We start from the raw sequence: 14239 nt of genomic DNA, 5'->3' as shown, positions 1-14239 counted from the left end.
GAGTAGAAAGCCATGACATCCAATCAGTTCGCCTCCCTCCCGGATTTCAAGGACAAGGAGGCCGAGCTGATGCGCACGCGCCGCCACCTCCATGCCAATCCCGAGCTTTCCTTCGAGGAGCGCGAAACCGCCGCCTACGTCGCCGAACGTCTGGAGGCCTGGGGCTACGAGGTCACCCGCAATGTCGGCGGCCATGGTGTGGTGGGGCGGCTGAAGCAGGGAGCCGGCGGCCGCAGCATCGCCATCCGCGCCGACATGGACGCGCTGCCGATCGTCGAGGAGACCGGCCTGCCCTACGCCAGCACGAAGCCGGGCGTCATGCACGCCTGCGGCCATGACGGCCACACGACGATGCTGCTCGGCGCCGCCGAATATCTGGCGCGGACCCGCCATTTCACCGGCACGGTCAACCTGATCTTCCAGCCGGCGGAGGAAGCCGGCAAGGTCAGCGGCGCGCAGGCGATGATCGCCGACGGCCTGTTCGAGCGGTTTCCCTGCGACGCCATCTTCGGGCTGCACAATCATCCCGGCGCCCCGGCGGGCAGCTTTCTTACGCGGTCGGGGCCGCTGATGGCGGCGGCCGACACCGCCACCATCACCATCACCGGCCGCGGCGGCCATGCCTCGCGCCCGCATCTAGCCGTCGATCCGATCGTGACGGCGGCCAATCTGGTCATGACACTGCAGACGGTGGTGTCGCGCAGCGTCAACCCGACCGAGACGGCCGTGGTCACCGTCGGCACGATCCACGGCGGAACGGCTTCCAACGTCATTCCGGAGCGCGCCGAGATCGCGGCAAGCATCCGCTCTTTCTCACCAGAAGTGCGCAAGACGCTGGAGCAGCGGATCCGGGCGATCGCCGCCGCAGTGGCCGAGGCGCACGGCGCGACGGTCGACATCGACTGGGAGCATGGCTATCCCGTTGTCGTCAACGCGCCGGAAGAGACCGCCTTCGCGACAGAAGTCGTCACCGAACTGGTCGGCGCGGAAAACGTCTCCGAATGCCCGCTGATTCCGGGAAGCGAGGATTTCGCCTACTTCCTCGAGCACAAGCCCGGCTGCTTCCTCAGGCTCGGTAACGGCGAAGGCTCGGCCTTCCTGCACAATCCGAAGTACGACTTCAACGACGCCAGCCTGACGACGGGCGCGGCGCTGTGGGCGCGGCTCGCCGAACGCTACCTGCAGGCGTAGACGGCAAGACGACCGCGCGGTCAGGCAGTTCGGGCGACCGGCCTTGCCGGTCGCCCTGCGCTTTTCATCGTGTGGGGTCGAACGGCCGCAAGGCCATAGCCAGCCCTTATGGCATGCCGAGATTATTTCGATTTCCTTCGAGGTCCTGCCGCCTATCCTTTCGCCGGTTCCCAAACTGCAATCCAGGGCGAAAGACGAACGATGTATCGACCGAACACGTTGAAGCGGCGTATCGCGCAGGGCGAACGCGTCTATGGAAGCTGGAGCGTGCTTGGCAGCCCCTTCGCGACGCAGGTGATCTGCGAAGCGGGCTTCGACTTCATCATCATCGACCACGAGCACGGCATCGGCGACCACATGGCGCTCGGCCTGCAACTGCTGGCGCTGGAAGCGTCGCCGACGGTCTCACTGGTCCGCGTGCCGCGCATGGACGGCAACTACATGCGGCGGGTGCTCGATCTCGGTGCGGCCGGCCTGGTGACTCCATCGGTCGAGACCGCCGAAGAAGCACGCCGGATCGTCGACTGGTGCCGCTATCCTCCGCAGGGCAACCGGGGCGCCGCCCCCGGCACCGTGCGCGCTTCCGGGTTCGGCATCAAGGCGAAGGAATATGCCGCAACCGCCAATGACAACGTGTTCCTGGCGGTGCAGATCGAGACGGTGGAGGGCGTGCGCAACGCCGCCGAAATCGCCGCCGTCGCCGGCATCGACATGATTTTCGTCGGCCCTTACGACCTTTCCGCCTCGGCGGGTCTTATGGGGCAGATGACCCATCCCCGGGTGATGCAGATGATCGAAACCGTGGAGCAGGCGGCGAAGGGAGCCGGCAAGGCCCTCGGTTCGGTGCTGTGGCCCGGCAAGTCGCTGAAGGACATGGTCGAGCGCGGCTATTCGCTCATTGCCAGCGGCTCCGACGCCAGCCGGCTGCACGACGCCTGCGTGGCCGACATCCGGCGCTTCCGCGAAGCGGCGGGGCTTTCGGTCGATCAAGATCCGGCAAGCTGAGGGCAGGCCCGTGTCCAACGTTCAAGTCAACATGGTGCTGCGGCCCTACGACCAGTTCTGCCCACTGATCCTCGGCAACGTGCCCACGCCGGGCATCGACCTCACTGTCGATTTCCGCGGCAGCATCGGCAACGAGTTCGCCGATGGGGTCGATGTCGGCGAAGTTTCGTTCAACCGCTACGTCATGGGTTACGCGAACGGCGACCGCCGCCTCGTCGGCATACCGGCCTTCGTGCTGCGCGGCTTCCGGCATCGCAACTACATCGTGCGCCGCGATTCAAGCCTGACCAGCCTGTCGGACCTGCGCGGCAAGCGCATCGGCTGCAATTCATGGAGCGACAGCGGCACGTTGTGGGCCCGCCAGGCGCTGCGCGACGCCGGCGTCGACATAGGCGACGTGCGCTGGGTCATCGGCCATCTGGACGAGACGACCAAGCTGAAGCCGCGCACGCCGCAGGATGTCCCGCCGCCGCCCGGAACCGAATTCCTGCCGGACGACGGCAATCTGATGGCCGAAATGATGGCCGACCGCATCGACGCCATCACCACCGCCTTCATGCCGGACATGGTGTTCACGCCGGACGGCGCCGCGCGGCGGCTGGTGGTCGATTTCCGTTCGGCGGAAACCGAGTTCCACAAGCGCACCGGCATCTATCCGGCGTTCCACGTCATGGCCTTCCGGCGCGAGTTTGCCGAGCGGCATCCGGCGGCGGTCGTTGCCGTCTACGAGGCGTTGCGCGCCTCCTGGCGGCAGTGGTGGACCAAGGCGAAGAACTTCGGCGAGACATCGCCATGGGCTACGGCCGAGGTCGAGACCATGCTGGCCGACTTCGCCGACGACACGCCGCCCTTCGGCCACACGTCGCCTGCGACACGGCGCATGCTGGCCGTCATGTGCCAGGAACAGGTCGCGCAGGGTCTGGTGCAATCCTCGGCAGACCCGGACCAGTTGTTCCGCGACTTCGAAGCGATGCTTTCGGCCCCTTCCTGATTGCGATCCGAAACGGCACCGGCGGGGCCTTCCCATAGTCAGCGTCTATGCCCCGCTCAAAATTTAGCTGTTTTGCCGGACAGCACACGACACTCTAATCGCGGAAAGAGGCGAAGGGAGGCCTGTTGCGGTGCCACAGCCCGGCGAAATCGAACTGGCGGCGAGAGAGCGGAACGGCGGCGGCAAGCCTGCCACCGTCCAGGGCCGGGACGTGTCGCTCGCCGTTTCGCCGGCCAATTACGCGCGCCGGAGCCTGACCGCCGCCATCCTGCTGCTGGCGCTCTACATGGCGTGGGTCATCATCGCCAACCAGGCATTCCAGTGGAATGTCGTCTTCGCATGGCTGTTCGAGCCCTCGGTGATGCAGGGGTTGATGGTAACCCTCGGCCTCACCGTCGTCGCCATGGCGCTCGGCACGGCCATCGGCCTCCTCCTGGCGATATGCCGCCTGTCGGCCAACCGCCTCCCTTCCGGTTTCGCCAGCCTGTACATCTGGTTCTTCCGCGGCACCCCGATGCTGGTGCAGCTGATCTTCTGGTACAATCTGGCGACGCTGTTTCCAGAAATCTCGATCACGATCCCGTTCGGCCCGACGCTGATAAGCTGGGACACCAACACGCTGATAACGCCGCTGACGGCGGCGATCGTCGGACTGGCGCTCAACGAGGCGGCCTACATGGCCGAGATCATCCGCGCCGGCCTCATCTCGGTCGATCCGGGCCAGAGCGAAGCCGCGCAGGCTTTCGGCATGACCCGCGAACGGGCGCTGCGCCGCATCGTCATTCCGCAGGCGATGCGATCGATCATCCCGCCCACCGGCAACCAGCTCATCAGCATGATCAAGGGCACGTCGCTGGTCAGCGTCATCGCCATGAACGACCTGCTCTATTCCGTGCAGGCCGTCTACAACCGCACCTTCGAGATCATCCCGATGCTGATGGTGGCGGTTGTCTGGTATCTGTTCATCACTTCCATCCTGAATATCGGGCAGTCCTACATCGAAGCCTATTACGCGCGCGGTGACAGGCGCGACGGGCAACGGCAACCCGATTTCTCCGAAGCGGAGCTTGCATGATGGCGGCCGGCGAGACAAATCCACCCGCCCCGGTGCTGGTCGCGGCGCGCGACGTCCACAAGGCCTATGGTGACCACGAGGTGCTGAAGGGCATCGACGTCGACGTGCGCGTCGGCGAGACGGTGGTCATCCTCGGCCCGTCGGGGTCGGGAAAATCGACCTTCCTGCGCTGCATCAACCATCTCGAGGCGATGCAGAAGGGCTCGATCACGGTCGGCGACGAGCAGGTCGGCTATGTGACGCGCAACGGCACGCTCTACCATGCCAGCCCCGCGCAGCTGGCCCGCCAGCGCCGGGGCATCGGCATGGTGTTCCAGCAGTTCAACCTCTATCCTCACATGACGGTGATGCAGAACATCATCGAGGCGCCGGTCGGGGTCTACGGCGAGAAGCGCGGCGAGGCCGAGGCTTACGCGAGGACGCTGCTGAAGCGCGTCGGCCTGTCGGAAAAGGCCAACGCCTATCCCCGGCAGCTTTCAGGCGGCCAGCAGCAGCGCGTGGCTATCGCCCGCGCCCTCGCCATCCGGCCGCGGCTGATCCTGTTCGACGAGCCGACCTCCGCGCTCGACCCCGAGTTGGTCGGCGAAGTGCTGGAGACGATGCGCGACCTCGCCCGCAGCGGCCTCACCATGATCGTCGTCACCCACGAGATCAGCTTCGCGCGCGAGGCCGCCGACCGCGTGATCTTCATGGACGGCGGCCACATCGTCGAGGAAGGGCCGCCCGACCAGGTGCTGGTCGCCCCCTCTCATCCGCGCACGCGCGCATTCCTGAATCGCGTGATCTGACCATGTTGCCCCGTAAGGAGCCGGTTTTCGGAAAGTAGCACGCACACAAACAGGGCGCCTTGCGGCGCTGATCGCATCAGAAGTGGAGGATTGAACTGATGGCAATGAAAACGTTCGGATTGTCGGCCCTGCTGGCGGCGCTGCTGATGGCATCGTCGGCGCAGGCCGAGGATGTTCCGGTGCAGCAGGTGAACCAGGACGTGCGCGCGCTGGTGCCGCAAGCGATCCGCGATCGCGGCTATATGGTGGCGGTCAATACCGGCTCCTATCCGCCCTACGAGATCATCATCAGCCCGACCGAAGTCGAGGGCGCGGCGGCCGATCTCGCCGTGGCCATGGGCCAGATCATGGGCGTGGAAATCCGCCACCAGACCATCGGCGGCCTGGCGCCGATGCTCGCCGGCCTGGACGCCGGCCGCTACGACATGTCGGTCGGCCCGATCGGCGACTTTCCCGACCGCCGCGCCAAGATCGACTTCATCGACTGGGTGCGGGAATACGTCGCCTTCGCCGTGCAGAAGGGCAATCCCCACAACATCCAGTCGCTCGACGACGTCTGCGGCCTGAACATCGCCGTCATGGCGGCAGGTTCGGCCGAACGCGTGCTGAAGAAGAAGGTCGGGGAATGCGAGGCCGCCGGCAAGCCGACGACCATCCAGTCCTTCCAGGACCAGAACGGCGCGATCCTGGCGGTGCGCTCGAAGCGGGCGGACGGCTTCTTCTCCGGCCAGGCGCCGCTGACCTATTTCGTTTCCCAGGCGCCGAACCTGCTCGACCTGGCGGCCACCAACCTGCCCAACGGCTTCGGCGATATCTATCAGGGCGGCATCGCGCCGAAGGATTCCGATCTCGGCAAGGCGATGCTGATGAGCCTCGACATGCTCGTCGAGAACGGCACCTACGAACAGATCATGAAAAAATGGGGCCTGGAACGCAACATGGTCGAGAAGGCCGGCGTCAACCTGGCCAAGTGACCACGAGGCGGCAGGCGTGACCTGCCGGCCAAAACAGCCCGGTAGCGCCGCTGCCGGGCTGCGTGCTATTCATGCGCCATGCCCCAGCGACGCTCGATCAACGCGACCCCGCAGACGCGGCCGGCGATAAACCCGATTGCACCTTCACGTTCTTTAAGCCTGCGCCAGCTTGAAGTGTTTTATGCCGTGATCTCTGCCGGCAGCATCACGGCGGCGGCGGAGCGCCTGCAGATCTCGCAGCCGACGGTGAGCACCATGATCCGCCGCATCGAGGATCAGCTCGGGCTCGCCCTGTTCCTGAAGGAGCGCGGCCGGCTGATACCCAGCAACGAGGGACGCGTCCTCTTCGAGGCCCTGCAGCGCAACTTCCGGCATTTCCAGGCGATCGCCGACACCATCACCTATCTCCAGCGCGACGTTTCTCAGCGCATGAGCATCGCCACCATCCAGCCGCTCAGCAGCGGCCTGATCGCCCATGCGCTGAAGGACTTCATGGCCGAGAACACGGATGCGCGGATGAACCTGCTCGTCCGCCCGCGCAAGGCCGTTTACGAGGCCGTGGCGACGGACGGCGTCGACCTCGGCATTTCGTTCGGCACGGGCGAGGCCAAGGCGGAAGGGCTCGAGGTCGAGCAGGTCTGTGTCGGGCACATGTATTGCATCATGCCCAGGGGCCATCCGCTGGAGGCGCTTGATTCCATCAGCCACGCCGAGCTGAACGCATGGCCGCAGGTCTCCTACCCGCCAAGCCATCAGTGGCTCTACCTGATCTACGAAAAGGTCATGGGCAACGCGCCGTCGGAGGCGGTGCTGACCGTGGAGAACGTGAACTCGGTCTATCCGAATGTCGAAAACGGCATCGGCATCGGGCTGGTGGACGAGTTCTCACTGCGCTTCCATCCACGGGACCGGCTCTCGGCGCGGCCGTTCGAGCCGCGCATCGACGTGACCATCGAGCTGATCTATCCGCATCGTAAAAGCTCGGACCTGACCAGGGCCTTCGTGCGGCATTTCAAGAAGATCTGCGCGGATATTGCGTCCTCGCCGGTCTGAGGCCTCCGGTCGCGCGCCTACAGCGGCGGCAGCCCGACGCGCGAGCGGAAGCCGGCATCGCGGATTTCGACGTCGCCGCCGGCCAGGTCGTCGCCAGCGCCCGACAGCAGATAGGCGACGGCGAGCGCCGGCTCGGCGGCCGGGCGCAGGGCACTGCGCGGCAGGCGGCTTACGTCGTTCACCCCGGATGACCGGATGGCGGCCTGCATGTCCGTATCGACGAGGCCCGGAACCAGGCCGAACGCGACGACGCCCTCGGCACCGTGTTCGAGTTGCACCGAGCGCGTGAGCATCGCCAGCCCGGCCTTGGCCGCGCAATAGGCGCTCCAGCCCTCGACGGGGTGATGCGCCGCGCCGCTCGATATGTTGACGATGCGCCGCCGCTCGGCCGTGCTCCCGGCCGCCCCGATGAAGGTCCGCATGAGGCGATAGGGTGCGACGAGATTGGTGCGGATCGACAGGTCCCACGCGGCAGCGTCCGTTTCGGCGATGGCACCGATCGGGTCGATGACGCCGGCGTTGTTGACCAGACCGTCGACATGGCCCCATCGCTCGAGCCCGGCCGCGACCGCCGCCGCCGCCGTGTCCTGGGCATTCACGTCGCCCGTCACGACCACGGCGGCTTCGCCGAACAGGGCGCGCAGGGCCGCCGCCGAGGCGTCGGAGCGCACGACCGGAACAATCGCGGCGCCATCGGCGACCAGTTTTTCGGCGATCGCCTTCCCCAGCCCCCTGGCGGCCCCGGTCACGATGAAGACCGGCCGATGCGAATGATGTGCCATGACGTTTCCTTCCGATGCCGCCGCCGCGAAGCACTCAATAGCTCAAAGCAGACCCGCCCCGGAAGCGCCGAAGTGTTCCTTTCAGCCGCTATGCGCAGGAACATCCGCCGCCAGAACGCGCCACCGTCGCGCCTGCGCGACGAAGCCGCGATCCTGGCCGTGACCTGCCCGACTATCTCCGAGTGCGCACCATCGCCGCCCGTTCAAAGAACCTGATCCTCGACGCCATCGGCCTCCGGCTCCTCCTGGCGCTCCCCGCCCGCCAGCCCGGCTGGAAAAAGGCAGAACCGGGCAAGACGTCTTCCGCTCATCCGTCTCGGCGAAGTCGATTTATCCAGCGATTTCAATGGTTTGAATGGCGCGCCCGAAGAGATTCGAACTCCTGACCCCCAGATTCGTAGTCTGGTGCAAGATATTGTAACTACAGGACTATTTTTGCAAACCAGGCCACTTTCCTGTTCAAGGAAATCAAAGGTTTGGCGAAGTGCCTGCAAACCATTTGTGTCCCACCTAGCCTCAGAAACTTTGTCGGATTGGATGATCCTGCAGCCCTCAGCCTGTAACTTGGCAACTTGAACGTCGAGGCTCAGGCGTCAGCTTCTCGCGATCATTGCGCATGCGGCACGATCATCTGCCGAAGACAGGGCGTCCAGCGGCGCGCGCACGCGCAGCCACGCCTCGTCTCCGGTCTGTGCTGCGAGAACGCATTTCACCGCCGGCACCACCGGCAGCTTGAGCAGCAGGCCGAGTATGGCATCGATCCGCGCGTCGTCCTCACCGCGCACCAACTTGGCTACCAGCGCCGGCGCGAAATTCGCCACGCCGCTGATCGCGCCGCTGGCGCCCTGCCGCACCGCCTGCGCCAGATGCCCCTCGTGCCCGACCAGTATGGCGAGGTCGCGGTGTTCTATCAGCAAGCCAGCCGTCTGGTCCCAATCGCCGCTGGAATCCTTCACGCCGGCGATGACGCCCGGAAACGCCGTCCTCAACCGCGTCACCATCGCCGGGCCGACGGTCACGCCGGTGAGTTGCGGGATATTGTAGAGGATCACATCGCGACAGGTCGGGCCTGCCGTTTCCAGCGTCTCGGCGAACCAGCGGTAGATGCCTTCTGGCTGGGGCTGCTTGAAATAGAAGGGCGGTGCCAGAAGGATTCCGGCTGCGCCGGCATCTAGCGCGCGCCGCAGGTGCCCCCCGGCCTCCTGCGAGGATGGACCATACACGCACTCCACGAGTTGGCCTGCCTCGATGCCGGCTTGTGCCATCTTCTCGTAAAGCGGTGCACGCGCCGCCGCTGCGAGCGAAACGCCCTCTCCGGTTGTGCCGAAGGCGGTCACGACCTTCATCCCTTGCCCCAGCAAGCTGCGGGCATGCGTGGTGAAGCGCCGCCAGTCGATCCTGCCCTGGTCATCGAACGGCGTAGCGAGGGCGGCGCTGACGCCTATCTTTTCGCGCATGGGATGCGAGTCTGGCATGGGTCTTCCTTCGATGTCAGTTCGATGCTGCTTCCACCAGCAGGCGGCGCAATGCGGTAAGATCGGGCGTCAGCCCGGTGAAGATGCGGAAGGCATCGACGCCCTGGTGGAAGAACAGCTCAAAGCCTGACAGAACCTTCAGGCCGGACGCTTCTGCCGCCAGCTTGAAGGGTGTGTCGACCGGCGTATAGACGGCCTCAAACGCCCAGCGCTGCGAGCCGAGCAGATCGAGCGGCACGGCGGAGCCCGGATAGCCGACCATGCCGAGCGGAGTGCAGTTGACGATGCCGTCCGCGCTCCGCAGGGCCTCGCGCGCATCAACGGCGAAGGTCGTGGAAACGTCTCCCTCCGAGTAGGCTGCTACTGCCTCGGCCAGACCCCTCGCCCTTTCCTCGTCTCGGTCGATTACCGCGATCTCTCGCGCGCCGAGCGCAGCCAACCCAAATGCGACCGCCTTGCCGACGCCACCGGCGCCGACCAGCGCCGTCCTGCCTGGCTGCATCTGTCCGAATGTCGCGCGGTAAGCGGCAAGGAAGCCGGAATGGTCAGTGTTGTGTCCGATCGGCCCCCGTTCGCCGAACACCACGGTGTTGACCGAGCCGATTCGTTGCACATCTTCGCCGGCAGTGCGGATCCGTTCGACGACCGTTTCCTTGTAGGGATAGGTCACGTTGAGGCCGCGCACGCCGCTGGCCCGGCAGGCATCAAACACGGCGTCGAAATCGCTGCCCATGTCCGGTGGCACGAACAGTTCGTAGCTGACGTCGAGGCCGCACAGTTTTCCAGCCAGCCGGTGCAGGTCGGGCGAGCGCGAACGGGCGATGTTGTCGCCGATCAGGCCGAGCCTGACCCGGTCGCCGGAATCGGCCTTCGGGTGTTTCGGCTCCGCAATGCTCATCCGATGTATCCGAACTGCCTCGGCAGCCACAGCACGATGCCCGGAAACACGATCATCGTGAGCAGTGCAAACACCAGCACGGCGATGAAGGGCGCGATTTCACTGATGATCTCGCGCAGCGGAATCCGGGTCGTGGCGTTGATGACGAACAACACCACTCCATAGGGCGGCGTAATCAGTCCGATCATGGTGTTGACGACGACCACGACGCCGAAATGCACGAGATCGATGCCCAGTGCATGACAGGTCGGAACGAATAGCGGCACGATGACGAGGATGATGGTCGAAGCGTCGAGCAGGCAGCCGAGGAACAGGAGCAGCAGGTTGACCATGAACAGGAAGCCGAGCGGCGAGATGTCGAGCCCCTTCAGCGAGGCCGCCATCTGGGCCGGGATGTTCTCGCTGGCGACGATGTAGTTGAAGATCAGCGCGCCGCCAATCACCAGGCCGATCGCTGCGGAGGATCGAGCGCTGTCAGAGATGATGGCGTAGAGCGCCTTCCAACTGAGCGCGCGGTAGAACACGGCGGCCAGGATCAGCGCATAGCCGGCCGCCACCGCCGCCGCCTCCGTCGGCGTCGTGGCGCCGCCATAGATGCCGTAGAGAAGGATGATCGGCATCAGGAGTGCTGGGAAGGCGTTCAAGGTGACCTTGGGCAGGTCGCGCAGCGGCACCGCTTTCTCGACGGCAAAGTTGCGTTTGTGCGCGATCCAGGCGTTGAGGACCATCAGCACGACGCCCATCAGAAGCCCAGGCAGGACGCCGCCGAGGAACAGGTAGCCTATCGAGGCGTCGGAGACGAGCGCATACATCACCATGGGGATCGACGGCGGGATAATCGGCCCGATGGTCGAAGCGGCGGCAGTGATCGCGGCCGCGTAACCGGGCGGATAGCGGCCGTCCTTCGTCATCATCTCGATGATGACCTTGCCGAGACCGGCGGCATCGGCCACCGCCGAGCCGGACATGCCGGCGAAGATGACGTTGGCAACGATGTTGACGTGGCCCAGCCCTCCACGCAGGCGGCCGACGATCGCCATGCAGAAGGTCAGCAGCCGTTCGCTGATCGTGCCGGCGTTCATGATGTTGGCGGCGACGATGAACAGGGGGACGGCGAGGATGATGAAGCCGTCGTAAAGGCCCTGGATGATCTGTTCGGCGGCGAGGCCGAGATCTTGTCCCTTGACGGCGAGATAGACGATCGCCGCCACGATCATGGAATAGGCGACCGGGGTTCCGATGCCCGCGAAGAAGAACAGCGCCAGCAGGCAAAGCGAGAAGGCGAGCGTCATACCGTTGGCGCCTCATCATGCGGCTCCGGTCGGTCGCTGTGCAGCAGCCGCCAGATATGCCACGCGTAGCGCACGATCACGGCGACGGCGAACATGCCGTAAACGCTGAATACTATGTCCAGCCTGATGTGCAGCGTGGCGCTCTTCTTGATCTTGTAGAAGGTGATGTAGTCGATCGTCGCCGGCAGCGCGGCCGCGAAGCCCGCGACGATCGCCACCGCCGAAACGAGCGCGAAGATGCGTTGCATGCGCTTGCCCACGATCAGGTAGAGCAGATCGAAGGTGACGTGGTCGCGCTCGGTCAGCACGAAGGCCGAGCTCCAGAACACCAGCCACAGCCAGGTGGTCAGGCACACTTCCAGCGTCCAGCCGATCGGGTAGTTGATGACGTAGCGCGCGAAGATCTGTAGCATGAAGGCGATGAACATGGCGGCAAGCAGCGCCACCGCCACGTTATCGGCCCTCGCCCGCAACCAGCGTAGGGTCGCCGACATCGGTCAGGCCCGGATCAGAGCGCGTTGATCTTGTCGACCATGCCTTGCGGCCAATCCTTGGCGAACTCGGAGTCAAGATAGGCTTTCTGGACATGCTTGCGGAAGGCATCGACGTCCGGCGTGTAAACCTTCAGCCCCTTGTCCTTGAAGAACTGCTCGAGGTCGGCTTCCAGCTTGAGTTGCTTCTGGCGGCCGGATTCGGCCGCATCGTCGGCGGCCTTCTGCACCACCTGCTGCTGCTCCGGCTTCATGCCGTCCCACACCTTCTTGGAGAAGGCGAGATAGTTCAGGTCGACCAGATGGCTGGTCAGGCAGATCTGCTTGGTGACCTCGTAGAACTTGGAATCCTTGTCGGTCGGTAGCGGGTTCTCCTGGCCGTCGATCGCACCGGTTTGCAGCGCGGTGTAGATTTCGGTGAAGGCGACCGGCACCGGGTTGGCGCCAAGCGCCTTGCCGAGGAACTGCCAGGCATCGGTGCCGGGCATACGAAGCCTGACCCCCGCGAGATCGGCCGGGGTCTTGATGTCCTTGTCGGTCCGGAGATTGAGCTGGCGGCGGCCGAGATACATCACCGTCAGCAGCTTGACGCCGAGTTCGTCCTCGACCTTCTTCTTCATAGGCTCCATGAAATCGGCGGCGAACACCTTCTTCTGGTGTTCGGCGTCGCGATGCAGGTAGCCGGCGGTGAAGATAGACCACTCCGGATAGATCGTCGCCAGTTCCTGCGCCGAGGTGATCGACATTTCGAGGTTGCCACGGGCGATGGCCTCAAGCTCGGTGCCCTGCTTGAACAGTTCGGCGTTCCAGTGCGGCTCGAAGGTGGCGAAATCCTTGACCGCCGGCGCGAAAATCTCGGTCAGCGCAACAGCCCGCTGATCCCCCGGCGTCGCCGGCGACGAAAGGCGCAGCGTGATCTTGTCGTCGGCGAAGGACCGCCGTGCGCCTAAAACCGGAAGCGCACCCGCGGCGACTGCCATGCCGCCGAGAAAACGGCGACGATCGATCCTGATGTTCATGCTTTTCCTCCCTGAATTGCATGCGCAGCGCTTCATTGGCGCCGTTGGGAAAAACATGACACGATCACTCAGATGCGGCAACCCATAAAGGAGGCAGCACCATAGATTTTGTATTTTATCGGATGAAACATATCGATAGCGAGCACCTTCGCCGACTATGACATCCTCCAGAACCCGGCTGGAGCTCCCGGGAAGGAGCGAAGCGATGAGCTGACCCTGATCGACCGATTCAGGAGCCAGTAACGGTTTTGCGCTGCTTTTGAAATTCCGGCTCACTGGCCAGCAGGCCGCGCTCGACGCCCGCTTCGACATGCTTGCGCAGGATCGTCTGGGCCGTGGCGGCGTCACGCGCCAAGGCGGCTTCTAGCATCTGACGGTGTTCGTCGGCCGCGATCTGGCCGCGAAAAGTCAGCGAAACCATCTGGTAGCGTAGATACTTGTCGAAAACCGCCGCGTGTGTGTCCATAAGCACTTTGGAGCCGCAGGCCGAGATCAGCGCCTGGTGAAATTCCCAGTCGTAGCGCTTCCATTCCTTGGTGATGGAGTGGTCGCCGGCGATCATGCGCCGCTCCATCTGCTGCAGTTTGTGATGCGCCGCGACCACGCGGCCCTCCCAGTCCATATCGCCGGCGGCGAAGGAGAGTTCCATCGCATAGCATTCAAGCAACTGCCTGAGCGCCGCGATTTCCTTCAGGTCCTGTGGCGAGACCGGCGCCACCTCGAAACCGCGCTGACCCTCGGCGATCACCAGCCCGTCCGAGGCCAGCCGGTTGAGGATTTCGCGCAGCGTCGAAACGCTGGCGCCGTAAAGCGTCTTCAACCGGTCCAGCCGCAATTTCTCGCCGGGCGCCAAACGGCCGAAAATGATGTCAGCCCTGATCTGACGATAGGTCGTCTCGGATATGGTAGTGCTAACATGACTTTCGAGCATTTCGAGAAAATATCAGAAACTTCCTGAAATACCATAGATTCAACAATCGCCCCCGCTGTGCACCGTATCCCAAGAAAGCGAACAAGGACGCGGGTCCGCTAGGTCCCACAGAATCCCCATCAGGTCGTCGCTATAGCCGGACGGCTGCAAACCATTTCAGCCCATCTCAAGGTCATTCGGCATATCCGAGACCACTTTGCTGACCGTTGTCGCCTATGGGCCAAAAGTTAGGTGCTTCATCGCGCACTGGCGGCGTCGAACATCAGCTCACCGA

Annotated in this window: 14 protein-coding genes; 7 read left to right on the top strand and 7 right to left on the bottom strand. The window is 64.4% G+C overall.

Annotated elements, in window-relative coordinates; genetic code table 11:
- The first annotated feature begins 12 nt into the window (after positions 1–12).
- The 7 genes from FGU64_RS18910 (at position 13) to FGU64_RS18880 (ending at position 7077) form a co-directional block, all read left to right on the top strand.
- Positions 13–1191 (top strand): M20 aminoacylase family protein, encoded by a 1179-nt coding sequence (locus FGU64_RS18910; RefSeq protein WP_139954562.1) that lies wholly within the window; start codon positions 13–15, stop codon positions 1189–1191.
- 201 nt (positions 1192–1392) lie between these two features.
- A complete protein-coding gene (locus FGU64_RS18905; RefSeq protein WP_139954561.1) occupies positions 1393–2196 on the top strand; it encodes an aldolase/citrate lyase family protein in 804 nt (267 codons plus the stop codon).
- 10 nt (positions 2197–2206) lie between these two features.
- The gene (locus FGU64_RS18900) at positions 2207–3187 is read left to right on the top strand and encodes a nitrate ABC transporter substrate-binding protein (protein WP_139954560.1); all 981 of its coding nucleotides are present in this window, start codon (positions 2207–2209) and stop codon (positions 3185–3187) included.
- Positions 3188–3398: 211 nt separating this feature from the next.
- The gene (locus FGU64_RS18895) at positions 3399–4262 is read left to right on the top strand and encodes an amino acid ABC transporter permease (RefSeq protein WP_246671372.1); all 864 of its coding nucleotides are present in this window, start codon (positions 3399–3401) and stop codon (positions 4260–4262) included.
- Positions 4262–5050 (top strand): amino acid ABC transporter ATP-binding protein, encoded by a 789-nt coding sequence (locus FGU64_RS18890; protein ID WP_139955448.1) that lies wholly within the window; start codon positions 4262–4264, stop codon positions 5048–5050. The genes FGU64_RS18895 and FGU64_RS18890 overlap by 1 nt, the downstream gene beginning before the upstream one ends.
- Positions 5051–5148: 98 nt before the next feature.
- Entirely contained in the window at positions 5149–6024 is an 876-nt protein-coding gene (locus tag FGU64_RS18885; RefSeq protein WP_139954559.1) for an ABC transporter substrate-binding protein, read from the top strand.
- Positions 6025–6210: 186 nt separating this feature from the next.
- Positions 6211–7077, top strand: coding sequence for a LysR family transcriptional regulator (locus FGU64_RS18880; RefSeq protein WP_246671148.1), 867 nt, complete (start codon positions 6211–6213; stop codon positions 7075–7077).
- Between the two features lie 17 nt (positions 7078–7094).
- On the opposite strand, the gene FGU64_RS18875 is transcribed toward FGU64_RS18880, so the two are convergent.
- The 7 genes from FGU64_RS18875 to FGU64_RS18840 all read right to left on the bottom strand — a co-directional run bounded on the left by FGU64_RS18875 (position 7095) and on the right by FGU64_RS18840 (position 13965).
- Positions 7095–7859 (bottom strand): SDR family NAD(P)-dependent oxidoreductase, encoded by a 765-nt coding sequence (locus FGU64_RS18875; RefSeq protein WP_139954558.1) that lies wholly within the window; start codon positions 7857–7859, stop codon positions 7095–7097.
- 593 nt (positions 7860–8452) lie between these two features.
- Positions 8453–9334 (bottom strand): dihydrodipicolinate synthase family protein, encoded by an 882-nt coding sequence (locus FGU64_RS18865; protein WP_139954557.1) that lies wholly within the window; start codon positions 9332–9334, stop codon positions 8453–8455.
- Between the two features lie 16 nt (positions 9335–9350).
- Positions 9351–10232, bottom strand: coding sequence for a shikimate dehydrogenase (locus tag FGU64_RS18860; RefSeq protein WP_139954556.1), 882 nt, complete (start codon positions 10230–10232; stop codon positions 9351–9353).
- Entirely contained in the window at positions 10229–11524 is a 1296-nt protein-coding gene (locus FGU64_RS18855; protein ID WP_139954555.1) for a TRAP transporter large permease, read from the bottom strand. Before FGU64_RS18855 ends, FGU64_RS18860 begins: the two co-directional genes overlap by 4 nt.
- Positions 11521–12018 (bottom strand): TRAP transporter small permease subunit, encoded by a 498-nt coding sequence (locus FGU64_RS18850; protein WP_139954554.1) that lies wholly within the window; start codon positions 12016–12018, stop codon positions 11521–11523. The genes FGU64_RS18855 and FGU64_RS18850 overlap by 4 nt, the downstream gene beginning before the upstream one ends.
- Positions 12019–12032: 14 nt before the next feature.
- Entirely contained in the window at positions 12033–13034 is a 1002-nt protein-coding gene (locus FGU64_RS18845) for a sialic acid TRAP transporter substrate-binding protein SiaP (RefSeq protein WP_139954553.1), read from the bottom strand.
- Positions 13035–13263: 229 nt separating this feature from the next.
- Positions 13264–13965: a GntR family transcriptional regulator gene (locus FGU64_RS18840; protein ID WP_139954552.1), complete on the bottom strand. Its 702-nt coding sequence runs from the start codon at positions 13963–13965 to the stop codon at positions 13264–13266.
- Positions 13966–14239: the final 274 nt, after the last annotated feature.

The sequence above is a fragment of the Mesorhizobium sp. 8 genome, assembly GCF_006351905.1.
Taxonomy (GTDB): Bacteria; Pseudomonadota; Alphaproteobacteria; order Rhizobiales; family Rhizobiaceae; genus Mesorhizobium; species Mesorhizobium composti.
The sequence above is the reverse complement of the archived record's forward strand: the minus strand, read 5'-3'. Positions and strand labels throughout refer to the sequence as shown.

What these genes read in the sequence shown, in the direction of transcription:
- FGU64_RS18910 (WP_139954562.1), top strand. Translation starts at nt 13, where the DNA reads ATGACATCCAATCAGTTCGCCTCCCTCCCGGATTTCAAGGACAAGGAG.
- FGU64_RS18905 (WP_139954561.1), top strand. Translation starts at nt 1,393, where the DNA reads ATGTATCGACCGAACACGTTGAAGCGGCGTATCGCGCAGGGCGAACGC.
- FGU64_RS18890 (WP_139955448.1), top strand. Translation starts at nt 4,262, where the DNA reads ATGGCGGCCGGCGAGACAAATCCACCCGCCCCGGTGCTGGTCGCGGCG.
- FGU64_RS18885 (WP_139954559.1), top strand. Translation starts at nt 5,149, where the DNA reads ATGGCAATGAAAACGTTCGGATTGTCGGCCCTGCTGGCGGCGCTGCTG.
- FGU64_RS18875 (WP_139954558.1), bottom strand. Translation starts at nt 7,859, where the DNA reads ATGGCACATCATTCGCATCGGCCGGTCTTCATCGTGACCGGGGCCGCC.
- FGU64_RS18865 (WP_139954557.1), bottom strand. Translation starts at nt 9,334, where the DNA reads ATGCCAGACTCGCATCCCATGCGCGAAAAGATAGGCGTCAGCGCCGCC.
- FGU64_RS18860 (WP_139954556.1), bottom strand. Translation starts at nt 10,232, where the DNA reads ATGAGCATTGCGGAGCCGAAACACCCGAAGGCCGATTCCGGCGACCGG.
- FGU64_RS18855 (WP_139954555.1), bottom strand. Translation starts at nt 11,524, where the DNA reads ATGACGCTCGCCTTCTCGCTTTGCCTGCTGGCGCTGTTCTTCTTCGCG.
- FGU64_RS18850 (WP_139954554.1), bottom strand. Translation starts at nt 12,018, where the DNA reads ATGTCGGCGACCCTACGCTGGTTGCGGGCGAGGGCCGATAACGTGGCG.
- FGU64_RS18845 (WP_139954553.1), bottom strand. Translation starts at nt 13,034, where the DNA reads ATGAACATCAGGATCGATCGTCGCCGTTTTCTCGGCGGCATGGCAGTC.
- FGU64_RS18840 (WP_139954552.1), bottom strand. Translation starts at nt 13,965, where the DNA reads ATGCTCGAAAGTCATGTTAGCACTACCATATCCGAGACGACCTATCGT.